The organism is Kocuria sp. NPDC057446, from assembly GCF_042802875.1.
Taxonomy (GTDB): domain Bacteria; phylum Actinomycetota; class Actinomycetes; order Actinomycetales; family Micrococcaceae; genus Kocuria.
Window position 1 is genome coordinate 1 of record NZ_JBHVDI010000016.1, and the last position, 22779, is coordinate 22779.

A 22779-nucleotide genomic window follows, 5' to 3' on the forward strand; every position below is an offset into this window, starting at 1 on the left:
CGGCGCGGAACTGGAGGAGCTCACCCACGAGCTCGAGCAGCTCGGCGGGCACACCTCCCAGATGCAGCAGGTCCAGGCCGACATGGCCGAGTCCCTTGCTGCTCCCTCGGACCGGCCCCGCCACGGGCAGTAGCCCACACACCACACAGAACAGGGATACGTACATGGCAATCATGACCGACCGCCTAGCCGCCGCCCCCATTTCCTGGGGGGTGTGTGAGGCCGAGGGCTGGGGATACCAATTGACCCCTGAACAGGTACTGACTGAGATGGCGGAACTGGGAATCTCCGCCACCGAGTTCGGGCCTGTCGGGTTCTTGCCCGTGGACCCCCAGGACCGCGCCCAAGCACTGCGGGACTACGGGCTCAGGGCAGTCGGCGGTTTCTTGCCGGTCGTCCTCCACGACCAGAACCACGACCCCATGCCTGCGGTCGAAGCCGAACTGGAGGCCTTCAAAGCTGCCGGAGCGCAGGTGCTGGTGCTGTCCGCCGACACCGGAGCCGTCTCCTACGACGACAAGCAGCAGATGGACGATCAGCAGTGGGCGGTCTTCGGGGCAAACCTGGAGCGAGTCGTCCGGCGGGCCGCTGAGCAGGGAATCACGGCTGTGCTGCACCCGCACGTGGGCACCATGATCGAGTCCGCCGCCGCGGTGAACCGGGTGCTCGAGGAGACCTCCGTCGATCTCTGCCTCGACACCGGGCACCTGCTCATCGGCGGCACGAACCCGCTGGAGCTGGTGCGACAGCACGCCTCCCGCATCGGCCACGTTCACCTCAAAGACGTCGATGCCGAGATGGCCGGGCAAGTCGGAGGCGGCGAGCTGGAGTTCACCGCCGGGGTCCGGCAAGGAATGTTCGTCCCCTTGGGCGCCGGCGATTGCCGGATTGCCGAGATCGTCGCCGAGCTGGAGGCCGTCGACTACCCGGGATGGTACGTCCTGGAACAGGACACCATGCTCTCCGGGCCACCACACGGTGTGGGACCGATGGCCGATGTCCGCGCCTCAGCGCAGTTCCTCCAAGCGCTGCCACACTCCAGCGCCGACGCCCGCCCTCTCTAAGCGGCAACGCTCAGGTGCCCTGCGCACCGATAGGCCTCACCGTCACCGGCGCCTACCGAACGCGTCGGAGCATCGACGGCAACCGCCCCTCAACGCCGGCAGGCACCAGGGGCGGCCACCGGTGACAACGCCCGTGCGGCACATACCCTCGGCCCGTTCCCCACGGGCGTTGTCACCCCAGAATCCCTCCGATAGGCCGGACCGCCTCGACACCCATGGAACGGGCCGCGACCTGCCATGCCCAAAGATGCCGCATGAACTGGAGGATGCGGACCCGGACCCATCACACAAATGCCGTCCGTGCCCGGTATCCGCTGAAGTCCCCATCAATCCACACGCTTCTGGAAGTCCGCAATGTCTGCAACGTTGCCACTGGCGATCGACAAAACCTCTCCCATTCCCCTCTATTACCAACTGGAGCTGGCCCTGAAAGAGGCCATCCGCAACGGAGTGCTCACCCCAGGCGCCAAGCTGGAAAGGGAAAGCGAGCTCGTCACCCGATTGAACGTGTCACGGATCACGGTCAGGAAAGCCATAGACCACCTTGTTGCTGCCGGGCTGCTGGTACGTCAACCGCACGCCGGCACCTACGTCGCTGCTTCCCACCAGTCGGTCGCCCCCACTCGCCCCACTCCGCCACTTTTCCGTAACCGAAACCCGGAACCACCAGACCAGTCGATACCGCAGTAAGGGACTGTCCGATAAACGGTGTGTGGGGTCCGGCGGTTCTCATCAGTGAGTGGTTCGCTCGAACCGTCCGGCGAAGGTGATCGCGAACGCGTTCACCGCCGGCTTCCACCTCATCACCCAGCGTGCTCTACCGCCGCCGGTCGGATCAAGAGATCTGGTGACGAGGCAGAGGCACTTCAGCGCAGCAGCCTCGTTCGGGAAGGGGACTGCCGCACGATCAGGTGACCTGAACGTGCGGCAGTCCCGTGCTTCAGATGCTGGCCGGCTGCCAGTCGGGGGCCTCGACCAAAACGACCTGCTTCAGCATGCTGGCGGCCCGGGTGACTCCTTCGATGGAGTTGACCAAGGTGTCCTCGTGCTCAATATTGAGCGTTCCGTCATAGCCCACCGAGCGAAGGTGATAGGCGAAGTCGGCCCAGAAGGCGGCCCCGTCCGGATGTCCCAGCCCGAGGGTGACGTAGTTCCAGGCCCTGTCAGCCGCCTGGCCCATCGGCACCGTGTCCAGCAGCCCGTCCCGGGAGGCAACGGGCTTGTTGGTACGGATGTCCTTGGCATGAACATGAATGATCGAGGAGCCCAAGGCCTGGATGACGGCGGGGATGTCAGCACCCATCCACATCAAGTGGGAGGGGTCGAGGTTCGCACCGACAACGTCGTCACCGACGGCGTCGATCAGCCGCAACAGGGTGGAGACGTTGTGAACAAGCTGACCACCGCAGGCCTCCACCGCCAGCCGGACGCCCTTGTCCCGGGCGAAGGCAGCCAGCCCGCGCCAGTAGGGAAGCGCGACCTCATTCCATTGATAGTCCAGAACCCCCAGGTTCTCCGGCGGCCAGGAGGTGGTGATCCAGTTCGGGGCCGCGTCACCGCGAGCTCCGGGAAGCCCGGACATCAACACGACGGTGGGCACGCCCAACTCACTGGCCACACTGATGGTGTCGCGGACCACCCGGTCCTGGTCGGGTCCGCTGACGGGGTGCAGCTGATTGCCGTTGGCGGTCAGCGCACTGAGACTCAGGCCGCGGTCGGCGATCATCCCGGTGAACTCGACTCGAGCCTGCGCTGAGGAGACCAGGACGGGCAGATCGGCATGGGGACTCTCGGACCAGTTGCCGGTAGCCACCTCGACAGAGCTCAACCCCAGGGTCCGGGCCAGATCCAAGGCTTGTTCGAACGGCAGATGGCTGACGGAGTCAGTGATGAGTCCGAGCTTCATGGGTGGCTCCTTACAGTTCTGGGTGTGCGCGTCGACTGCACATAGCAGCGGGAGAGGCGTATCGTCCACCACGCTAGTACGTACTAGTATGATGGACAATGGGACGTTGAAGAGATCTCTCGAGAAACACAGGGTGAGCTGGGCGACTCTTCTTCACAGCGGTCCCCGCAGGCCAGCGGAGGGGCTGAGTCCCGGGGGTTCACCACAAGTGGGCTCGACACGCCGGGACCGGGCAGCGCGGGTTGAACCGCGGGCAGCGGGTGCCAGAGCAGCCCGGACCCCCCGGCTATACATATGGCCAGATTGCGGACAATCAGTGACGGTAGCCGTGCGTCGGGCCTGGGGCGCTGACGCCCACACCCATCTCTGCGGGACGGGCGGGACATGTGCATCGCGTTCCTTCTTGTTGATCCGCTGTGGTGATCGGTCCGCGGAGTCGGCCTTGGGCCTGGGACGGATGCTGCTCAGGCAATTGTCCGGTGCGCTCGGATGCGACGATGACGGGCGGGCTGGCCCTGCGGGGCCGGCTGCTTTCCGCCCGCCCGCTGTCGCCACGTGGTGGCCGAGGGAGGGCCGTTAGGATGCGGTCATGTCGATGGTGAGGCGTTCTCGTTCCCTGTCAGCCGCGGTGATCGGTGTGGCCGTGGCCCTGGTCACGGCCGGTTGCGGCGGTTCCGCCGATGTCGAGGAGGGGTCCGGTCCCTTGCGGATCAGCGCGATCCCGGACGTGGATCCGTCTGATCTGGCCGAGCGGGAGGAGGCGATGGCGGCGTACTTGGCCGATGAGCTCGACGTCGAGGTGGAGTACGTCCCGGTCAGTGACTACGCGGCGTCGGTGAGCCTGTTCGGCACTGGTGATTTGGATCTGGTCTTCTACGGGGGCCTGACTGGGGTGCAGGCCCGGTTGCGCACCGAGGGGGCGCGTGTGCTGGCCCAGCGGGACATCGACGAACGCTTCCGCAGCGTCTTCATCGCCCACCGCGATGCCGGACTGGATCCGATCGACGACGTCGCCGGTCTGTCGGTCCTGGAGGACTCCCGGTTTACTTTCGGTAGCGAGTCCTCCACCTCGGGCCGGCTGATGCCGGCCTACTTCCTCGACCAGGCCAGGATCGATCCGGAGGCCGATTTCGCCGGGGCGCCGGGGTTCTCGGGCTCCCACGATCTGACGATCGATTTGGTGGAGTCCGGCAGCTATGAGGCCGGGGCGTTGAACCAGCAGGTCTGGCAGGCGCGCACCGAGGCTGGCACGGTGGACACCGACACGGTGCAGAAGATCTTCACGACCCCGGAGTACGCCGACTACCACTGGGTAGGTGCCCCCGGTTTGGACGAACGTCTAGGGGCGGGGTTCACTGACGGGCTGCGGCAGGCGTTGCTGGACCTGGACGGGTCCGATGCCGAGGAGACGGAGCTGCTGGAGAAGTACGGGGCGGAGGCGATCATCCCGGCCGCACCGGCCGACTACGACCGGATCGAAGAAATCGCCCGCGCCCTCGACCTGATCCGATGAGCTGTCATCGAGCCGTGATTGAGCCGTGATGGCACCGGGGGCACCCGACCGGGACGGCGCCGGGGTCGCCCTGGGGTTGCAGGACCTGAGTGTGGCCTATGGGGCCCGTCTGGCCCTGGACCGTGTGAATCTGTCGGTGCGCCGGGGGGAGCGGGTGGCCCTGGTCGGGCCCAGCGGGGCGGGCAAGTCCACCCTGCTCGGACTCGCCAATGGCACTGTGGCTCCCACCGGGGGCCGTGTCGAGGTTCTCGGCGTCGACCCGGCGGCAGCCTCGCCCGTTGCCCTGCGAGCGCTGCGGGGCAGGATCGGTGCGGTGCATCAGCAGCTGAACCTGGTCGGGCCGCTGCAGGTGGTGCACAACGTCAACGCCGGCCGGCTCGGGACCTGGAGCCGGTTGCGGGCCCTGCGTTCACTAGTCCGTCCGCTCCACGTCGAGGAGGCCCGGGCCGCGCTGGAACGGGTGGGGATCGCCGAGTACCTGCACACGCGCACCGACCGGCTCTCCGGGGGTGAGCAGCAGCGGGTCGCCCTGGCCCGGGTGTTGGTCCAGGACCCGGACCTGGTGCTGGCCGATGAACCGGTCTCCAGTCTGGACCCGGCCCGGGCCGAGGAGGTGATGAGCCTGCTCTGCGGGGTGCTGGATGAGCAGGCCGGTGCACGGCGCACTCTGGTGGTGAGCCTGCACGACTTCGACCTGGCCGTGCGCCACTGCGACCGGATCGTGGGCCTGCGCCAGGGCCGGGTGGTCCTCGACGTTGCCGTTGAGGAGGTGGCCGAGGGCACCCGCGAACGGATCTACGACATGACCCCGGACCCATGAGACCGAGTGGCGTGGACGCGCTGACTCGGCTGGAGGCGCCCGGTGGCACGGGGGACCGGACCGGCCGGTGGCGGCTGCCCGGCGGCGGGCGGGGGTGGGCCGGCTTGTGGGTGCTGGCGGTGGTGTGGTCGGTGGGCGGCTGGCTGGCCGCCGAGGGCCCGGTCGTCAATGTCTCGGGTTGGCCGCGGTTCGCCGAGTTCTTCTCCGCCGCGCTGTCCCCGGACCTGTCGGTCCAGTTCCTGCTCAGGACCGGGGAAGCGGCGTTGAGCACGCTCTCGTTCGCGGTGCTGGGCACCCTTGCCGCGGTCGCTGCGGGGCTCGTGGTCGGGGTGCTGATTTCGGAGACCTGGTGGGGCATCGGCCCGGGGACCCTGACACACCCGCCGGTGCGACGGGTCGGCTGGCTGCTCACTCGGTTCGGGCTGGCGGTACCGAGGGGCATTCATGAAGCCGTGTGGGCGCTGCTGCTGCTCAGCGTGCTGGGACGAGACCCGCTGGTGGGGGTGTTGGCGATCGCGATCCCGTTCGGGGCGATCACGGCCAAGGTCTATGCGGAGATCATCGACGAGTCGGCCCGCGGACCCTACGAGGCGTTGCGCGCGAGCGGGTCCCCGCGCGGGCCGGCACTGTTGTACGCGGTGCTGCCGATCGCATGGCCGGCCCTGGTGTCCTACGCCTTCTACCGGTTCGAGTGTGCGGTCCGCTCCGCGGTCATCCTCGGCATGGTGGGCGCCGGCGGCCTGGGCTTCGAGTTGGTCCTGAGCTTCTCCGGGTCCCGGCACACCGAGGTGTGGACGCTGATCTACGCCATCGTTCTGATCGGAGCGGTGGTCGACCGGTGGGGCGCCGGCCTCCGGCTCACCACTGGGGCCCTGCGTTCCGGGGTCTCTGCGGTGGCGGCCATCGGGCTGGTGGCCGCCGCCCTGGTGCACCTGGGCCCGGACCTGTCCCGGATGCTCTCTACCCGGACCATCGACCTGCTCGCCGCACTGATGGCGGACATGGTGCCGCCGAGACTGCCCGAGGGCGGGTGGGCCCGCCTGCTGGAGGCATCGCTGGTCACGCTGCAGATGTCCCTGGCGGCCGGCACGCTCGCCGCCCTGGCCGCGGTGGCCGTGGCCTTCGTGGCCGCCCGGGGCGGAACCACCCCGGGCCGCCGAGCCGCCGGGACGGTGGCGCGCTGGCTGCTGCTGGTGACCCGGTCGCTGCCGCCCCCGGTCTGGGCGCTCCTGGCTCTGTTCCTGTTCCTGCCCGGCCCGCTGCCAGGGGTCCTGGCCCTGGGCGTGTACAACTTCGGCATCCTGGGCCGGCTCTACGCCGAAGTCGTGGAGAACCTCGACCGCCGCTCCCACGACCACCTCGTGGCCACCGGGGCGCCACCGGTGAGCGCGTTCGGGTACGCCATTATTCCCCAAGCCAGTGGACGCTTCCTCGCCTACGGGCTCTACCGCTGGGAAGTCGCCATGCGCGAGACAGTCGTCGTCGGGATCATCGGAGCCGGAGGACTCGGACGCCTGCTGGAAGACCAGCGGGTCGCCTTCGACCTCGCCGCCATGGCCGGCACCGTCCTGGCGCTGATCGTGCTCTCAGCCCTCGTCGACATGATCAGCACCGCCATCCGCCGCACCTTGCGCTGACCCAGCAGACCAGGAGCTGGCCCACCGGGTCTCTGGGGCACCAAGCGGTACGACTTTCCCAGGACTGTCCCGGCGCGGGTCAAGTCAGTCCGCTGGACGGGCATGGATGTGCCAAGAGGTATATCTGATGCCTCATGCAGCCTCGATGCCGTCCTTCGGAACTGATGCACTCCCGCTGCCTTGCATATGGCCGGCTACCGGGCATGTTACTGGAGCGCGACGTTGCACTTCGGATTCCCTCGTGGACTGCCACCCCTGGTCCCTCGTCCCGGGCTGGCCGGGGCGACCGGGCAGCCACGGTACAAACGCTGCAAGCCCGACACCCTCTCGGCGGATCTGGTGGACCGCAAATGCGCCAGGGAGGGCCTGGATCAGCTGTGGGTCACCGACATCACCGAACACCACACGACTTGGATTCCAGTGGTGGCCGCACCAGCTGCCGGCGCCGGTCCGGCGCGGCGTCTCCTGCCCGATCGGGACCCCGAACCCGCCGTGGCGCTCCTCGGGCCCCAGGAGTCCGGGGTGGTCCCGTCAGCGGCGCACGACCAGGACCGGGCAGTGGGCGTGCGAGACCAGTGCGGAGCTGACCGAGCCGAGGATCATGCCGAGGAATCCGCCGACACCGCGGCGCCCCACCACCAGCATCCGGGCGTTCTTGCTCTCCTCGACGAGCAGTTCCGCCGGGCGCCCGTGCAGCAGCCGGGTGCTCAGCCGCGTCGGCCGGTCCTGCCCGAAGACCTCCTCGAGGGTGTTCTCGAGCATCTGCTGGGAGTGGGCGCGGAACGCCTCAGGTTTCAGCTCCGAGATGTTCCTGTAGGGGGCCGCGTACACGGAAGGATCATGCCAGCAGGCGATCGCTTCCACAGGGGCGTCGAGGGCTTGCGCCAGGCGTGCTCCTTCGCGCAGTGCCTCCTTCGAGTGATCGGAGCCGTCCACGCCCACGATGATGCGGGCACTGGTAGGGGAATCGTGCGGGATGTCGCTCATGGGGTTCCTCCTGTGCACTGGGACGTCCCGGGACGGATTACTGGGATGTTCGTGGTGGTCTGCCCACCGGGTACGGGTACGGGTTCGGGTTCGGGGATCGGACCTCGAGCATCCCCTCGGTGTCGGCGGCGGTGATGTCCTCCCACCGGCAGCCGTTGGGCGTGGTGCGGGGGAGCAGGTCGATGGCTTCGCCATGCGTCAAGTCAGCCATGCTCTGGCTCCTCATCGTGAACGGATCCCCCGACCCCGCCGGATGTGGCCGGTACCCGCGCCTCGACACCGGGGACGTGCGCTGCCTGTGCCCGCTTCCACCGTAGGTATCCGCTGCCGGTGGGGTAAGTCTGCGCGCGGAAAAGTCCCGATCGTGACAGCAACCCGCACCGCCCCGGACGGGGGGTGCGGTCCGTGTCATCACCGCCCCGGACGCGGTGGTGCACCCCCGAGGTCCACCGACAACAGGAGGTCACATCTGCTCTGGCTCGCCCGCGGGGTGGGCCCAGCCGAGGCGACGAGGTTGTTCGCATGCAAGCGGGTCTTCTGCGCTGGTCGTCGACGGGGTTGAGCCACTTTCTACATGTGGCCGGCTACCGGCCACTTTCACGAGGGCGATGTTGCAGTAGGAACTCATTGCGTCGTGCGGCGGCCGCATCACGGGAGAGAGGTGTTGTCGCTGCCTCGGCAATCAGCCGGTCGTGGGGGTTTCTCATGCTGGGATCGGGGCATCGACGGAAACGATGGTGGCGCGTAGCTTCGAGGGCATGGGGGAGAAGGTGCGCCGGTCGGTGTTCGACACCCGTGACCGTGCCGAGGGCCTTGCAGTGCTGGAGCAGGTCTATGCCGTCCAGGGTGCGCGGCGGGGATCGGACGAGGACTTCGCCATGCGCGTGTCCACGGCCGGGGTCGGGCCGGTGGGTCTGGAGCGGGTGTGCTGGCAGGGAGCCCCGGCGGGCGGGGTCGGGGAGCATCCCGGGGTGCTGCGGGTCGGGCAGGTGCTGGGAGGGTCGGTCAACGTTTCCAGTGGCCGGGACGTCCTGGCGTGCCAGGGCCCGTTCTTGTTGCCCCGGGGTCCGTATCTGAGCTGGTGGGAGGGTTTGGACATCCTGACACTGACTCTGGATGCTGAGGTGGTCCAGGACCAGGACCAGGCCCGGGCCCTGTCGGGGTCCGAGACGTTGCGCCTGGAGTTCACCGGGGCCGGCCCGGTGAACCCGGCCCTGAGCCGGTACTGGTCGACCGGCGTCACCCATCTGAGCCGGAGCTTGCAGTCCGGTGACGAGGTCATGAGCAACCCGTTGCTGCAAGCAGAGATGACCCGGTCTCTGGTCACCGCCCTGCTGCACACCTTCCCGAACTCGTTCCTCGAGCGCCTCCGGGACCCCGTCCCAGAACCCCGGCCCGCTTCCAGGGGGGTGCGGCGGGCGGTGGCGTTCATCGAGGCCCACCTCGGGGAGCCGATCGGGATCGTCGAGATCGCCGCGGCCGCCCGGATGAGCCCCCGGGGATTGCATGCGGCGTTCCGTCGTGAGCAGGAGACCACGCCACTGGCGTACCTGCGGATGAGGCGGCTGGAGGCCGCCCACGCCGAGCTGGTGGCCGCTGATCCCGCGCCGGGGGTGAGCGTGGCGGTGATCGCCGCCCGCTGGGGATTCGCCCATGCCGGTCGGTTCGCCGCCGCCTACCGTGACCGCTACGGGCAGGTGCCTTCGGCCACCCTGCACACCTGAACGCGCCTCCGCACCTGCCCCCGCCCTGAAGGGGGGCCCGGTGGGGCCTTGTCAGCGGGGCATTGGTGATGCTTCGCTGACTGCTGAGGCCCCTGCTGGGGGCTGGTGCGCGCCTCAACTGGCACGAACATATCCACCGGCGTGCTCCCGGAGGGGTTCCCGGCGCAGTGGCCGTCACGGCTGCCGGTGATCACGGCCCGGGGCGGGGGAGCAGGCGCTGCCCGCGGGGAGACCGACAACTTTCCGGGACGGGCCGAGGAGGGGGAGAGCCAATGAGCCGGCCGGTCCACTCCGAGGCCACCGCCAGCGTGCCGGAGGCCGTGACGGAGCTGTTCGCCCAGCTGGGGGTGCGGTTCTCCTTCGACCCGGCCGGGCCGGGCTTCTTCTACCGGGAGACCCGGGACGGGGACGAGCACGTGAGCGTGGCCAGGCTGTCCATGGGTGGTGAGTTCTCCACCTGGGGCGACACCGAGGTCTTCGGGGTGGTCCGGGTGCGTGGGGCCCGCTACGACTGGTCGACCTCCGACGACCAGGGGTCCGGGCTAGGGCAGCCGGTCCTGTTCCGTCCCGGACACCCGGCCCTGGTGGTGGCCAGGGCCTTGGAGGCCACCAACGTCTACCTCACCGCGGCCGTGCTGCAGGAGGTAGCCGACACGGTCTACGGCCTCGAGGACACCCCGGTGGCCTTCGCCTCCTCCCGCCCGGCCAGCCCGGACCTGGGGCGCTACTGGTCCGGGCTGGTGGCCTGGGCCGCCGACGCCGCGGCCGCCGCACTCCTGGCGGAGCCGCTGGTGCGCACGGATCTCACCCGCCGCCTGGCGGTGGGCATGCTGGAGTGCTTCCCGCTGACCGGGGATCGTGAAACCCGGTCACTGTCGATGGCAGCCCAGTCCCGCCGCTACCGGATCGCCGTGGCCTTCCTCGACGACAACGCCCAACTCCCCATCACCGTCGAGGACGCCGCCCGCGCCGCGAACACCACCACGACCGCCCTGGTGCAGGCCTTCCGGGCCAACCACCCCCTGGGCCTGACCCCGGCCCAGTACCTGCGGCGGGTGCGGCTGGCCGGTGCCCACGAGGACCTCCTCCAGGCGGATCCCACGTCTGGGGACACGGTCCGAGCGATCGCGATCAGATGGGGCTTTCCCCACCCGGGCCGCTTCGCCGGCGCCTACCGCACGGTCTACGGGGTCACCCCGCGCTGGACGCTCGAACGCTGAACCCCCGCCCGCCTCCCCGGCTGCTGAAGGTCCTGCGCCGATACGGGACGAGGCCGTGGAGACATCTCGGATTCCTCTCGCACGGCCCCGGAACGGAACGAATCACCAGGTGTCGACGACGGGCGAATACTGAGCAGATGCCACGTCGTCGACACGAGGGGGCACGGTGGGACAGGCCGCGTCGCCAGATGCGCCCCCGGATCTCCGGGCGATGGTCGAACGTGGCGGGATGGGTCCCGACCGGGAGGCAGAGGGAAAGACCAGCAAACCTGGCGATGCTGCACATATGGCCGACCACCGGCCACTGTCCACGGGAACGACTTTGCAGTTGGGGTCTCTGCGCGAACATCCCGGCCATGTGTTGGACAGCCGGCCACCGCAGGCCGATGGATTTCCTGCTGGAGCGACAGCTGGCGGCACGCTAGTTTGGGGTCAACCCCCGAAGCGAAGGAGGGCACGTGGGCACGGTGGTCATGTACAGCTCGGTGTCGGTGGACGGCTTCATCGCCGACGAGAACGACCAGCCCGGGCCGCTGTTCGACTGGTTGCTCAGCGGGGACGTGCCGTTGGACGAGAGAGGGGCGTTGAACGTCTCGCAAGAGTCCTACGACTACACCAGGACGTACTGGGACCAGATCGGGGCATCGGTCGTCGGCCGCCACGTCTTCGACATGACGGACGGCTGGGACGGAAAGCCTCCGGGCGGAGTCGACCACGTGGTGGTCGTGACGCACCGGCCGGCACCGGAGGGGTGGGACCCCGAGGCGCCGTTCCACTTCGTCGCCGGCGTCGAGGCCGCCGTGGCCAAGGCGCAGGAGCTCGCCGGTGAGCGCATCGTCGAGGTCGCCGCCGGAGACGTCGGTGGCCAGGTGTTCGCCGCGGGCCTGGTCGAGGAGGTGCGCATGGACGTCGTACCCGTCGTGTTCGGGTCCGGCAAGCGCTACTTCGGGTCGGCCCACGCACAGCACCTGTTGGCGGACCCCGACGTGGTGATTCAGGGCCAGCGGGTGCTTCACCTGCGCTACCGGGTGCGCCGTTGACCGATTCGAGCGGGTCCGCAAAGAGGCTCACTGCCAACGGGGACCCAAGGTCGGGCCTTGGGACTGATGCGCAGGCAGATGGGGTCTGACCGTGTCTCCGCCCCCGATTTGCACATGGTCCGGCTACCGGACGTGAAGCCACGGAAACTGCACCGGAGGCGTCGCGGTGAGGGTTCCTCTTGCGGTGGCAGGTGGAGCAGGTAGCGGCCCGTCGCGTGAGCTCGGGCTCGTCCATCGGGAGCCGTTCCACGCGGCCGACGTAGGGCGGAGGGGGCCGGTGTGTCCGGGTCGAGGTCTCTTTCACCGGAGTGACTGGTGGTCACGGCCGAGGGAGCTCGGGGTCTCGGCGAGAGTGCTGGGCCGTTTCGTCGACGTCCGCGCTGGGAAGGTGGCTGCTGTCCGGTTCGAAGAGTTCAGATGGCGATGACCCACTGGAGTATTCCTGCGGCAATGAGACCGGCCACGGTCCCGTTCAGCACGGCGACGGCCAGGGCGGAGATGAGGACGATCGGCCGCCGCAGGCCGGCGGCGCCCATGATGAAGACCGTGACGGGCACGCTGAAGAGAGATCCGCTGATCAGCATGCCAATGGGTACGCCCCACTGCTCGACACGGCGCATCACCTGGTGCTCCACCCAACGGTTGTCGCGGGGTTGGCCGAATCGTCCCAGCGAGCTCAGCACCAAGAAGGTCACGGCGACGGTGCCGGCCACTCCGAGGAGGATGGACGGGAGCCAGTGGATGCCGGCGAGCACTCCGATGGTTGCTGCCACGTCGCCTTCCAGAAAGGGGATCGTGCCGATGAGGAGTAGGGCGAGCATCTGCAGGGGGCCGGGCAAGGTGTCGACGATCTGTTGCAGGTCGAGAATCCATGTGCGCAGCTGGCTCATGGGAGTCCTTTCGTCCGGTCATCGGGTTCTGCGCTGAGGGGCCGAGACCGTGGGGGCGGAATGACATGTCCATCCTGGGCTGGCCGTGGCCGAGGCGGGCAGTGTCGTTGAGTCACTGGCGTGGGTGACGTGGTGTCACTGGACGGGCTCAGGCGCATCTGATGAGGTGGCATGGGCTCCGCGGATCGGCGGGCTCCGAACCCCGGAGGAGTATCGCGTGGCCATCGCCGAGCCGAGCACTGTCATCGACATACGGGACATGCTGCGCACCCGTCGCACCCGCACGTGGGCGTTCTCGGTGGCGGTCACTGTTGTGGTGGCGGCCACTGCCGCTTCGGACTGGGCGGCTGTGCTCGTCGTGATGCCCAGTCTGGTGCTGGCGGTGCTGGTTCTTCTGCGTGTCGACGAGGAGCCGGACCGGCTACTGCTCGGCCTGACCCTCGTGGTCGGGCTTCCGACTCTGTTCTGGTCCGCGCTGACGGGAGCCAACCCCACCGGGTCGGTGTCGTTGGCCGTCGTCGCCGGTGTGGTCATCGACGCGTGGACGACTCGTCGAGCCGCCTGGGCCACTGTTGCGGGGGCTGCTGTCGCCGGGGTGAGCGCGGTGGCGTTGACCACCGATTCCCCCGATGCTGTGGGTACCGTCGTTCAGCTGACATTCGTGGCGGCCATCTGGCTGTGCTCGCTCCACGACATGGGATCCGAACGGCGACTTTTCGCTCGACTGGAGGGGGCGAAGGACGCCGAGCGTGAGCTCTCCCTCGCCCGTGAGCGGCACCGGTTCGCCGCGGATCTGCATGACATCCAGGGGCACACGCTGCACGTGATCAAGCTGAAGGCCGCCGTCGCAGCCAAATTGCGCACCGCTGACCCCGCCCGGGCCGCCCGTGAGCTCGAGGCGATTCAGCAACTCACTGCCCAGACGATCACAGCGGCCCGTGACTTGGCCGCCGATCGGCACGCCCTGAGCTTCTCCGAGGAGCTGCACCCGGTCGTGGACCTGCTCGACGCGGCCGGGGCCACCATCACCGTCCAGCGGCCCGACGGATACCCGGCCTCGGAGTGGGAGGCCACGCTCGCCCGGGTGCTGCGCGCGGCCACCACCAACATGCTCCGGCACGCCCGCCCCGAGCACGTGTCGATCGTCGTCGGGACTGATCACCTGGTCGTCACCAACGACGGGGCCCCTGCCCGGGAGGAACCGTGCACGCTGCGCGGCCTGGACCGGCTGCATCGACGACTGCGCGCCCTCGGCGGCGGACTCGAACTGCGCGACGGCGAGGGCACGTTCACGCTCCAGGCGCGAGTGGGAGAGGTCCGCGATTGCTGACGATCTTGCTGGCCGATGACGAACGGCTCATCCGCACGGCCTTGGCGACGCTGCTCCCCCTGGAAGGAGGTCTGGAGATCATCGCGGAGTCCGCCGACGGGGCAGAAGCCGTCCGCCACTTCGAACAGCTCCGCCCGGACATCGCGATCCTGGACCTCGACATGCCGGTCCTGGACGGCCTTCAGGCCGCTTCGCGGATGCTCGCCATCGTGCCTGACCAGGCGATCCTGATCCTGACCCGTCATGCCCGGCCCGGCGTCCTGCGCCGCGCGCTGCGGCTCGGGGTGCGTGGCTTCCTCGGGAAGGACACCGACCCCGAGGACATTGCGTCGGCCGCCGTTGCGGTGGCCCAGGGCGCACGCGTGATCGATCCGGCGGTCTCGGCGCGCGCACTGACCACCGACTCGCCCCTGACCCCACGAGAGGAGGACGTCCTGCGGGTGACAGGTGAGGGGTACAGTGTTCGCGACATGGCCGGCCTGCTGCACCTGTCACCGGGCACGGTGCGCAACTACCTGTCCTCGGCCATCCGGAAGACCGGCACACGCACCCGACACGACGCCGCTCGGCACGCCAGGGACAACGACTGGCTCTGAGCTCAGCAGCACACCGCAGGACACGATGCGTCACGACAAGCGCTCCGGGCGGTCAGGCAGCGGCCCCCTTTGCACAGATGACCGGTTACCGGACGTCACCCACGGGGACGACGTTGCAGGGAGGGTTCCTGAATCGAGCTGGAAGAGCAGCAGGAGCACGTCCTCGATGAGGAGCGGCCCGTCGGCCGTTCGCGCCGGGCCCCCGTCGGTGGTGCGCGAGTCGAGGTCGTCACGCATGCTGACCTCCTGTTGCGTCGGTGTCAGGTGCTGAGTCGGATGGTGCACCGAGCTGCCCGGTCACGATGACGCTGGCACGCCCGAGGACATCCAGCTGAGCCTCGTTGTAGAGCTCCACGACGGTCGCGAGAAACACCTCCTGAGTGATCGCCGGTCCCTTCGACAGTCGCCCTTTCTGGTCGGTGAGCCACGGATAGTCGGTGAGGTGCTGCGCGAGCTGCGGGGCGAGCGTCTCCGCGAGTCGCTGTCGCTGTGCGTCGCCGGCCTGGGCCGACAACGCTTCGAACTCCGCGCTCCCGTCAGCGGCCTCAGACTGCACCATCGTCTTCAGATCTGCCATGGCGGTCTCGTCGTAGAGCTGGGCGTACACGAGCATGAGGGCACGATCCGGGGTCGACGATCGCCCGGCGAGATTCTCGAAGCCGGCCGGCACGTCGGTCGCCGTCGTCCCGGCCAGGATCGCCCTGATCTCGGCACGCGCACGCTGCAGTCGTTCGATGCTCACAGCCAGGTCGGCATCGATCGCCAGCAGGGCCGCCCCCGGCGTCTCCCCATCGAGACCCATCGACTCGATCTGCCCGAGCGGTACGCCCAGGTCGCGGAGCCTGGGGATCTGCAGGAGCCGGACGAGGTGGCGCGCGCCGTACTGCTTGTAGCCGTTGGAGGTGCGTCCGGGCGGCTCGAGCAGGCCGGTCCGGTGGTAGTGGCGGATCGTGTTCACCGTCGTTCCGGCGAGCTCCGCGATCTCACGTGTGCTCCAGGCCATCACGGGCTCGCATCGTGGGGCTGTCCCCGGACTGTCCAGGCGCAGCGGTCGAGACCATTCAAGACCCTGTCCTCGGAACAGGGTCAAGAGCGATTTCCCCAGTCGTGGGAAAGCACAGCAGCGCTTGACCGTGTGGTGAGCACACGGTCTTGACTGCTCGCACGTGGCTGGTCGATCGATCGGGCCGCGGCTCTCGGGATCATCGCCGGCATCAACCCCGTGGTCGCGGCGATCGCAGGAGCAGCGGGAAACATCCTCTGCGTTATCGCCGTGGTGGTCCTCGGGTCCCGTATCCGTGAGCGTGCTCTCGCCCGGCGTGGAGCGACGCCGGCCGATGACCTCCCGGCCGTCGCGCCTCCTCACGAGGCACGCGCTGGAACGGTGTTCCACGATGATGCATCCGGTGCCGCCTCGATCCGCACGCTCGAGCAGCCCGCGGCCGATGACGAGGTGCGCGCTTCGAACGCGAGACCGACCAGGCGGGAGAAGGGCCGTGCGCGCGTGCGCCGATGGATGGTCCGGTTCGGTGTCCCCGGGGCGAGCCTCCTCGCACCGCTCGCGCTCCCGACCATGCCGACCGCCGCGTTCTTCGTCGCCGCGGGAGTCCCGAAGAAGTGGGTCATCCCCTGGCAGGCCATCGCCATCATCCTGTGGACGGGCGCCGTCTCACTGGCCGCCACCGGCGTCCTCGCACTCCTCGGTGGGTGAGAGCACGCGTCGGTCATGGGCCTGGTGCTCAGCACCGGTCACTCGACAGCCGCGTGGATCCTGCTCCCGACCACGGCAGCCAGCACAGCCACCCTGTCCCTCCTGCTCGGACGCCGACCACACAACATGCCTTCGGGCCAGAGACCGCCCGGACAGCTGCACGGAGCTGATCAGCGCCCCCTCGGAATGTGCGCGATGGTCGCAACAACTACCCATCATCGTGCGCTTCCCGCGCACCATGGTGCAGTAGAGGCCCTCCTGCGGGCGTCGCACCCGATGAGTCCGCCGGACGGTCTCTCCCCTTGGGGTAACTGAGTGGCCAGACACCCTGTACCTTGCACATGGCGAATTCGAGGCCCCCGGCGCGGAGACGTTCGGATCGAACCGGAAGAATCGGAAGCAGGCTCAACGCCTTGGGGTCTGCGCGTCGACGGCGAGCAGGGTCCTGGTGTTCACGGCCTGGTTCCGCCAACGACCGCTTCTCGGAGGGACCTGTGCAGTAGCAGCACCGCTCCGCTGATCAGTGATACCGCGGCGGTGAGGACGAGCAGCGTCCCCAGCCCGAGGCCGGCAACGACCGCGCCGGCGCGGGCCGGCGCTGCGACCGAGCTGATGGTCCTCAGGACCAGGCAGACCGTGAACGCCGCGCCTGCACGGTCGGGCACCAGCTCGGCGGTCCAGACGGCGAGCACCGCCGATCCTGTCATGTACCCGACACCGAACATGCACGCCGAGGCCATCGTCGCGGTCAGGGAGTCGCTGGCCAGCCCGAGCAGCGCCAGCGCCGCAGCGACCGTCATGAGACTCAGCGCGGCGACCCGCAGACTGCCCATCCGCTGCGCGAGGGCCCCGGTCGTCACACCGACCATGCCGGTGAGGCCGATGGCCGCATACAGCGCCGGGACGGCTGCCGCGGGGAGGGTGCCGCCGGTGCCGGTCGAGATGACCGCCAATGCCCTGGGTTGCTGTCGCAAGGGCACCGCACTGGTCACGATGGGCGCTGGAGACCGGCCCGAGCACCAGCTCGGAGAACCCTAGTCCTCCCGGATGCCCGGCCGCGTCAATCCGTGGACGTACCGGGCCATGCCGAAGGCGACCCCGACCACAGCCGCTCCGGCCAGCCCGCTCCGGTTGCCCGCGGAGAGTGTCATGCATGTCCTTCAATGCTGTCGCGTGCACTGTTGCCGCTGCCGGCGGCAGCAGGACCGGCCTCACCCGCCGCTCGACCGGACCGCTCATCGATGTACTGGGGCGGACGAACCGGGGGGCTGCTCGTACCGTCCGACCGAGCCCAAGGCCAACGCGAGGGCTGATCAGGGTTCAGGGGCAGTGCCGGACCACGCCTCGGCGGCCGAGCAGGGCACAGGTCTGCCAGCACACCGAGGCCTGGAGGGAACCGATACCCGGATCGCTCATGCTGCTGACCGCTGTGCCGCGGTGTCGGCACGTCCCGTGCGGGTCCCGGACGGTGTGGCGCCCAGGAGCCGCACGGGACGGGGTCAGCGCTTCATGAGGGCGAAGACTCCCCAGCCGAGAAACTCACGCGTGGAGCGCGCGTAGCGGGCGGGCTCGGTGGTGAGTTCTTCCCGGACCTGAGGCGCCAGTTCGTCGTCCGGGTGCTGGTCGAGCCAGCGGCGCAGGTTGAGCCACTGGGCCGCGGCGTAGCGGTCCCAGCTGTCCTGGTCGGCCAGCATCATCTCGACGACGTCGTATCCGAGCTCCTGGAACTGTGCGATCAGTTCCGGCAGGAGCAGGAAATCGGCGAGACCGGTGGCGTGGGAGGCCTGGGCGGTCTCCTCGTCCGGAGGGGGCCGCCGCCAGTAGGGCTCGCCGATCAGCATGAGCCCTCCGGGGTGGAGGCTGCGCTCGAGCAGCTCGGCGGTTCCGGCGACGCCGTTGCCGATCCACGTGGCGCCGACACACGCGGCGAGGTCGACCGGCCGGTCCGCGACATGGCCGGCAGCGTCACCGTGGACGAACTCGACCCGGTCGGCGACGCCGAGCTCGACGGCGCGGGCCCGGGCCTGCTCGGTGAAGACCGTGCTGAGGTCCACCCCGGTGCCCGTGATCCCGTGGTCACGCGCCCAGGTGCACAGCATCTCGCCCGAGCCGCTGGCCAGGTCGAGCACCCGTGTCCCGGGGGCGAGGTGGAGCGCCTCGCCCAGGGCGGCGAGCTTGTCCGCGGTCAGCGGGTTGTGGATCCGGTGGGTGCTCTCGCGGATGGTGAAGATCCGGGGAAGGTCCATCACCAGATTCTTCTCCGTCATGCCCTGCGGTGGGAAGAGTGGCGGGCCTGCCGCGCCACCAGGTGACATCCGATCGAGCTCCAGCACCCTTCCGCCTTGCGTATGGCCGGTTGTCGTACACCGAGCCATGCCGTTTCCGCATCGACGGGTAGTGCCGTCCTGGAAGGTGCGCAGGTCCCTCCCTTCCCGCTGCCGCGGCCTGAGCGCTATTTGCGGCCCCCCGGGTGGCCGCTCGGATCGACGGCGCCGATGTGATGGCCGTTCTCTCCGCCGTCGACCAGGAACGACCGGAAGGTGGGCCGGGCGTAGTCGCCGAGGAGCAGCGAACCGTCGTCGGCGCGCTCGTGCTCGGCCGGCTGTTCGAGCGAGACGAAGTCCCTCGGGAACACCAGCCGCTTTCCGCCGTCGATGCGCGATTCGGATCCGTCGTAGAAGACGTTGGTCCGGTCGACGTCGCCCGAGACCCGGTCGGCACGACCGTGGTCGCCGGTGACGACGGAGAGGTTGTTGCGGAAGACCCCCTGCTCATCCGGCCCGAAGTACGGGTTGGTGCGGAAGATGAAGTTGTACCGCTTGTTGTCGACGGCGGTGTTGTTGGTGACGGAGAGCCGTCCGGGGTTGAAGTTGTCGGAGAAGCCGTCGAGGTTGTTGGCGTAGGCCAGATTGCCGGTCAGCACGTGGTCCACCGGGAGCCCCTCGCCTCCCACCTTGAAGCCGGTGCCGACGTTGGAGTCCGTGTTGTAGCCGTCGGAGAGCTGACCGTTGTGGTGGGCGATGTTGTTCTCCATGGTGATGGGGAAGTTGGGGCCCTCGTCGGTGCGGTTGTAGAGGTCCCAGCCGTCGTCGATGTTGTGGTGGGCGACGTTGTCGCGGAACACGTTGCCCGGGCCCACGCCCAGCTTCGCCGCGAAGCCGTCGGCGTTGATGTCGGACGGGTCGCGGTTGTCGTGGGACTCCGAGTTGACGATCAGGTTCTCGGCCGGCCAGTTCTCCGGGGCACCGCTTCCACTGAGCTGGAAGCCGGTGTTTCCGTTGTGGCTGAAGACCATGGAGTCGAAGGTGTTGTGCGAACCGGAGGAGCGCATGCCGTTGCCGGCGGCGCGGGTGAGCTCGAGGTCGGAGATCACCCAGTGGTCGGCATCGGCTCTCACCACCTCGGGGAGAGCGGAGCGTCCGTCGATGACCACCCCTGCGCCGTCGTGGGCGGTCAGGGTCTTGGGGGCGTCGGCCGTGCCGGAGTACTCGGGAGCGAGCCGGACGGTGCCGGCGGGCTCGTAGGTGCCCTCCAGGAGCTCCACGGACCGTCCGGGCAGCACGTGCTCGACAGCGGTCCTGAGGTCCAGCGGTGATGCGACGGTGCCCTCACCGTCGGGGGTTCCTGCGGGGGCGACGATCAGGGCGCCGTCGTGGAACTCGCGGACGGTCACGTCGACGGTGCGCGTGATCGGGGTCAGGTCCGGACCTTCCGAGGGCGTGTAGGTCGCCGTGACCGTGGAGCGTCCCGAGGGGATCGTGATCCTGTGGCTGAGGTCGTTCTCGGCGTCGATCGGCAGCCCCTCGGCGGCAGGGGCGCCGTCCACGCGGAGATCCACGCGGCCTGCGTGAGGTGCCGAGGCGGCCACGTGGTAGTCCGTGCTGCCGGAGCGCGCCGGGGCTCGCAGGTCGAAGGACGCCGGGGTCACCGCCTCGGGCCGCTGCGGTCGCGGCTGGGTGTCGGCGTCGCCGAGCACCAGGGACGCGTCGGAGAAGGTGACGGCGACGTTGCGGGACGCGAAGAAGCCCACCGTCATCGAGTCGGGCTCGATGTCCTGCACCCAGTCGGCGCCCTCGAGCTCGCGGGTGTGCGTCTGCGGTTCGCCGTGGTGCGTGGAGGTCGTGGACATCACGAAGGAGTCGTCGGTGCGCTCCAGCCGCATGGTCACGGGCACGTCGGTCAGGACGCCGTGCGACCCCAGCCTGTGCGTCTGCCGTTCCGAGCCCACCGTTCCCCACGGATCGGTCACACCGGTGCGCGTCATGGCCACCGGGCCCTGTCGCAGCACGGTCGTGGACGCGTAGTTGGAGGCCGCCGGGACCTCCTCGAACCCGTCCAGCATCGGGTCCTGGCGCGCTGCGCCGTTGACGTCGCGGACCATCAGACCGGCGCCCTCCTGCCCGCTCGGGTTGGCGCCCGTCTCCGGTCCGAGGTGATGGACGGTCACGTCTGCTTCGAGGACGAAGTTGTGCTCGCGGGGATCGAGGTCGACGTGGTAGAACGTGAGCCCGTCGTGGCCGGGGGCGAGCTTGCCGCCGCGGCTCTCCATGAAGACATCGCCGTCGATCGACCCGGGGACCTCCGGCCTCGCCAGGTTCACGCCGACCTTGTCGGGCAGCACGTTGGAGGAGAAGTTCAGGTCGGTGGACTGGCCGAAGGTGATTTCCTGCCATTCGAGGGCGGCGCCCGAGTGCTCCGGCGGCTGCGGTTCAGTGGCACGGTCCGGTGCAGGTGCGGCCCAGACGCCGGCCGGCGCGACGAAGGCCGCGGTGAGGGCGGCGGTGAGGGCGGCGATGCCGACGACTGCGGCTCGGCGTGCTGAGCGTCTGCGGCGCAGCGCGCGTCGCTGCACGTGGGGAGTGGCGGCACTGAACTCACTGCTGCGGTGTCGAACTGGCATCGGCTGTTCCCTCCGGAGGTGGGCAACGTGGGGTGGCGGGTCCAGGAGCGGGTTCCGGTCTCTGCACCCGGCGGATGATCTGCATCGGCGATTCCACAACGAGGATGCACGGGATTGGGAATGCGCTTTCCAGCGAGCTTATAGTGACCCGAAACACATGTCAAAGACTCGAAGTCTGCTCACCGACCCCAGGAACGTGCTGATGGGGTGGTGGCTGCGGCCCGGACGAGACGATGGGCACGGACTGCTATGCCGGATTCCTATCCTGGCGCTGTGGTCAGTCGCTCCTGACCCGCCCCCGAAGCCGCGCGATGGCAGCACCATCAGGCAGCATGTCGTCCCGCTTCAGGCGGCGTCCCCTTAACACATGGCCCGGACAGCGGCCACCAAGCCAGCTGGGACGTCACATGATCGTGCAGCAGCCCCTGGTCGCCGCATGGTCGAGCTGGCCGCCGTTCGTGAGGTTCTGCAGCAGACCCGGGCATCCCGGGTCGTGAACCTGCCGGTTCGAGTTCAGGTCAGGTGGTCGTGGTCCCCGCGGACCCACGCCACGTGCCGGGCGGCGGAGCGTGCCACGGCGTCCCGGGCCCCGGCGTCGATGGTGCCCCCGGTGTTGCTGTAGAGCCGATCGAATTCCAGGACCGTGGCGGCCGCCGCGATCCGCTGCACCACGGCCGCCGAGAGCGGGTACAGATTGACGTAGCTGCGCATGAACGCCACCGTCCGACCGTCCGGGTTGGCGTAAAGCGTGTCGCCGGCCAGCAGCACGCCGCGGCCCTGGGCCCCGGCCTTCCAGTGCACCACGGCGCTGCCGGGGAAGTGCCCACCCAGGGTGTGCAGCCTCACCCCGGGCAGCAGCTGCCGCTGCCCGGACCAGGAGTCGATCGCCGGATCCTGGCGTTGCACCCATCGGCGGTCGGCCTCGGCCACCAGCACCGGAACCCCGCCCAGGGCGCGGGACCACTCCACCTGCACCCCGTACATGTGCGGGTGGCTGGCGATGATGTAGGCGGCTCCGCCCAACTCCTGCACCCGCTCGATCGCGGCCGGGTCGAGGAAGCCGGTCGGATCCCACAGCAGGTTCCCGGCCGGAGTGCGCAACAACAGGGCACGCTGGCCGATCCCGAACCGGGGAACGACACGGATTCCGTACAGGTCCGGCTCGAGCTGCTCGATCCGGGTCTCATGGCCCACGCTGCGCAGCTCGTCCAGAGTCGTCCACCGCGGGCCGTGGAGGACCTTGTCCTCCCGGTCGTCCGCGCAGAGTGCGCAGCCCTGGGGCGGTGGGGCCGTCAGAGCATGCTCCACACCACACGATCGACAAATCCACACGGACACAGGTTCTCCTCCTACGGTGCGGCATCGGCCACAGCGTACAAACCCGAGGCGAGCACACCACCGAAGGGGGTGCCGCACGGATGTGACATCTGCTCTGGCTTGC

At 69.0% G+C, this 22779-nt stretch carries 20 protein-coding genes and 1 pseudogene; 11 read left to right on the plus strand and 10 right to left on the minus strand.

Going from position 1 to position 22779, the window contains the following annotated elements:
* The first annotated feature begins 164 nt into the window (after window positions 1–164).
* Both ACFU0Y_RS03690 and ACFU0Y_RS03695 read left to right on the plus strand, forming a co-directional pair.
* Window positions 165–1064 (plus strand): TIM barrel protein, encoded by a 900-nt coding sequence (locus tag ACFU0Y_RS03690; protein ID WP_380213095.1) that lies wholly within the window; start codon window positions 165–167, stop codon window positions 1062–1064.
* Between the two features lie 354 nt (window positions 1065–1418).
* Window positions 1419–1754 carry a GntR family transcriptional regulator gene (locus ACFU0Y_RS03695; protein WP_380213096.1) on the plus strand — a complete coding sequence of 112 codons (336 nt, stop codon included), beginning with the start codon at window positions 1419–1421 and terminating at the stop codon, window positions 1752–1754.
* 42 nt (window positions 1755–1796) lie between these two features.
* Here ACFU0Y_RS03695 and ACFU0Y_RS03700 read toward each other — a convergent pair.
* Together ACFU0Y_RS03700 and ACFU0Y_RS03705 are read right to left on the minus strand one after the other, a co-directional pair.
* Window positions 1797–1952 (minus strand): annotated as a pseudogene (locus tag ACFU0Y_RS03700) (IS256 family transposase); the annotation flags it as partial.
* Window positions 1953–2004: 52 nt separating this feature from the next.
* Window positions 2005–2970: a sugar phosphate isomerase/epimerase family protein gene (locus ACFU0Y_RS03705; RefSeq protein WP_380213097.1), complete on the minus strand. Its 966-nt coding sequence runs from the start codon at window positions 2968–2970 to the stop codon at window positions 2005–2007.
* 589 nt (window positions 2971–3559) lie between these two features.
* Between ACFU0Y_RS03705 and ACFU0Y_RS03710 the strand changes: the two genes are divergently transcribed.
* Genes ACFU0Y_RS03710 through ACFU0Y_RS03720 form a run of 3 tightly spaced genes read left to right on the plus strand, consistent with a single transcriptional unit; the run spans window position 3560 to window position 6940 of the window.
* Complete coding sequence (locus ACFU0Y_RS03710) at window positions 3560–4483, plus strand: putative selenate ABC transporter substrate-binding protein (RefSeq protein ID WP_380213098.1); 924 nt, start codon at window positions 3560–3562, stop codon at window positions 4481–4483.
* 28 nt (window positions 4484–4511) lie between these two features.
* Complete coding sequence (locus ACFU0Y_RS03715; protein ID WP_380213099.1) at window positions 4512–5303, plus strand: phosphonate ABC transporter ATP-binding protein; 792 nt, start codon at window positions 4512–4514, stop codon at window positions 5301–5303.
* An 11-nt stretch (window positions 5304–5314) separates the two neighbouring features.
* Window positions 5315–6940 (plus strand): PhnE/PtxC family ABC transporter permease, encoded by a 1626-nt coding sequence (locus tag ACFU0Y_RS03720; RefSeq protein WP_380213100.1) that lies wholly within the window; start codon window positions 5315–5317, stop codon window positions 6938–6940.
* Between the two features lie 531 nt (window positions 6941–7471).
* Here ACFU0Y_RS03720 and ACFU0Y_RS03725 read toward each other — a convergent pair.
* Both ACFU0Y_RS03725 and ACFU0Y_RS03730 read right to left on the minus strand, forming a co-directional pair.
* Complete coding sequence (locus tag ACFU0Y_RS03725) at window positions 7472–7927, minus strand: universal stress protein (RefSeq protein ID WP_380213101.1); 456 nt, start codon at window positions 7925–7927, stop codon at window positions 7472–7474.
* 37 nt (window positions 7928–7964) lie between these two features.
* Entirely contained in the window at window positions 7965–8138 is a 174-nt protein-coding gene (locus ACFU0Y_RS03730) for a hypothetical protein (protein WP_380213102.1), read from the minus strand.
* Between the two features lie 523 nt (window positions 8139–8661).
* On the opposite strand from ACFU0Y_RS03730, the gene ACFU0Y_RS03735 reads away from it, so the two are divergent.
* The 3 genes from ACFU0Y_RS03735 to ACFU0Y_RS03745 all read left to right on the plus strand — a co-directional run bounded on the left by ACFU0Y_RS03735 (window position 8662) and on the right by ACFU0Y_RS03745 (window position 11911).
* Window positions 8662–9651, plus strand: coding sequence for a helix-turn-helix transcriptional regulator (locus tag ACFU0Y_RS03735; protein ID WP_380213103.1), 990 nt, complete (start codon window positions 8662–8664; stop codon window positions 9649–9651).
* A 272-nt stretch (window positions 9652–9923) separates the two neighbouring features.
* Window positions 9924–10871 carry a helix-turn-helix domain-containing protein gene (locus ACFU0Y_RS03740; protein ID WP_380213104.1) on the plus strand — a complete coding sequence of 316 codons (948 nt, stop codon included), beginning with the start codon at window positions 9924–9926 and terminating at the stop codon, window positions 10869–10871.
* Window positions 10872–11329: 458 nt separating this feature from the next.
* The gene (locus tag ACFU0Y_RS03745; RefSeq protein ID WP_380213105.1) at window positions 11330–11911 is read left to right on the plus strand and encodes a dihydrofolate reductase family protein; all 582 of its coding nucleotides are present in this window, start codon (window positions 11330–11332) and stop codon (window positions 11909–11911) included.
* Between the two features lie 413 nt (window positions 11912–12324).
* Here the strand turns inward: ACFU0Y_RS03745 and ACFU0Y_RS03750 are convergent, their stop codons facing one another.
* Window positions 12325–12801, minus strand: coding sequence for a hypothetical protein (locus tag ACFU0Y_RS03750; RefSeq protein ID WP_380213106.1), 477 nt, complete (start codon window positions 12799–12801; stop codon window positions 12325–12327).
* 217 nt (window positions 12802–13018) lie between these two features.
* Between ACFU0Y_RS03750 and ACFU0Y_RS03755 the strand changes: the two genes are divergently transcribed.
* Window positions 13019–14131, plus strand: a complete 1113-nt coding sequence (locus ACFU0Y_RS03755; protein WP_380213107.1) for a sensor histidine kinase — start codon at window positions 13019–13021, stop codon at window positions 14129–14131.
* Entirely contained in the window at window positions 14125–14727 is a 603-nt protein-coding gene (locus tag ACFU0Y_RS03760) for a response regulator (RefSeq protein WP_380213108.1), read from the plus strand. The genes ACFU0Y_RS03755 and ACFU0Y_RS03760 overlap by 7 nt, the downstream gene beginning before the upstream one ends.
* A 229-nt stretch (window positions 14728–14956) precedes the next feature.
* On the opposite strand, the gene ACFU0Y_RS03765 is transcribed toward ACFU0Y_RS03760, so the two are convergent.
* Window positions 14957–15730, minus strand: a complete 774-nt coding sequence (locus ACFU0Y_RS03765) for a MerR family transcriptional regulator (RefSeq protein ID WP_380213124.1) — start codon at window positions 15728–15730, stop codon at window positions 14957–14959.
* 219 nt (window positions 15731–15949) lie between these two features.
* Between ACFU0Y_RS03765 and ACFU0Y_RS03770 the strand changes: the two genes are divergently transcribed.
* On the plus strand, window positions 15950–16438 hold the full coding sequence (locus tag ACFU0Y_RS03770; RefSeq protein WP_380213109.1) for a small multidrug efflux protein: 489 nt from the start codon (window positions 15950–15952) through the stop codon (window positions 16436–16438).
* Between the two features lie 452 nt (window positions 16439–16890).
* Here ACFU0Y_RS03770 and ACFU0Y_RS03775 read toward each other — a convergent pair whose 3' ends face one another.
* From ACFU0Y_RS03775 to ACFU0Y_RS03790, 4 genes are all read right to left on the minus strand, one after another.
* Complete coding sequence (locus ACFU0Y_RS03775) at window positions 16891–17430, minus strand: hypothetical protein (RefSeq protein WP_380213110.1); 540 nt, start codon at window positions 17428–17430, stop codon at window positions 16891–16893.
* 507 nt (window positions 17431–17937) lie between these two features.
* On the minus strand, window positions 17938–18705 hold the full coding sequence (locus ACFU0Y_RS03780) for a methyltransferase domain-containing protein (RefSeq protein ID WP_380213111.1): 768 nt from the start codon (window positions 18703–18705) through the stop codon (window positions 17938–17940).
* Between the two features lie 185 nt (window positions 18706–18890).
* A complete protein-coding gene (locus tag ACFU0Y_RS03785) occupies window positions 18891–21290 on the minus strand; it encodes a right-handed parallel beta-helix repeat-containing protein (RefSeq protein WP_380213112.1) in 2400 nt (799 codons plus the stop codon).
* Window positions 21291–21851: 561 nt separating this feature from the next.
* Window positions 21852–22670 carry an MBL fold metallo-hydrolase gene (locus ACFU0Y_RS03790; protein WP_380213125.1) on the minus strand — a complete coding sequence of 273 codons (819 nt, stop codon included), beginning with the start codon at window positions 22668–22670 and terminating at the stop codon, window positions 21852–21854.
* Window positions 22671–22779 lie beyond the last annotated feature (109 nt).

Coding starts and splice junctions, on each gene's coding strand:
- ACFU0Y_RS03690 (WP_380213095.1), top strand. CDS start 165: ATGGCAATCATGACCGACCGCCTAGCCGCCGCCCCCATTTCCTGGGGG.
- ACFU0Y_RS03695 (WP_380213096.1), top strand. CDS start 1,419: ATGTCTGCAACGTTGCCACTGGCGATCGACAAAACCTCTCCCATTCCC.
- ACFU0Y_RS03705 (WP_380213097.1), bottom strand. CDS start 2,970: ATGAAGCTCGGACTCATCACTGACTCCGTCAGCCATCTGCCGTTCGAA.
- ACFU0Y_RS03710 (WP_380213098.1), top strand. CDS start 3,560: ATGTCGATGGTGAGGCGTTCTCGTTCCCTGTCAGCCGCGGTGATCGGT.
- ACFU0Y_RS03715 (WP_380213099.1), top strand. CDS start 4,512: ATGGCACCGGGGGCACCCGACCGGGACGGCGCCGGGGTCGCCCTGGGG.
- ACFU0Y_RS03725 (WP_380213101.1), bottom strand. CDS start 7,927: ATGAGCGACATCCCGCACGATTCCCCTACCAGTGCCCGCATCATCGTG.
- ACFU0Y_RS03730 (WP_380213102.1), bottom strand. CDS start 8,138: ATGGCTGACTTGACGCATGGCGAAGCCATCGACCTGCTCCCCCGCACC.
- ACFU0Y_RS03735 (WP_380213103.1), top strand. CDS start 8,662: ATGGTGGCGCGTAGCTTCGAGGGCATGGGGGAGAAGGTGCGCCGGTCG.
- ACFU0Y_RS03740 (WP_380213104.1), top strand. CDS start 9,924: ATGAGCCGGCCGGTCCACTCCGAGGCCACCGCCAGCGTGCCGGAGGCC.
- ACFU0Y_RS03750 (WP_380213106.1), bottom strand. CDS start 12,801: ATGAGCCAGCTGCGCACATGGATTCTCGACCTGCAACAGATCGTCGAC.
- ACFU0Y_RS03765 (WP_380213124.1), bottom strand. CDS start 15,730: ATGGCCTGGAGCACACGTGAGATCGCGGAGCTCGCCGGAACGACGGTG.
- ACFU0Y_RS03780 (WP_380213111.1), bottom strand. CDS start 18,705: ATGACGGAGAAGAATCTGGTGATGGACCTTCCCCGGATCTTCACCATC.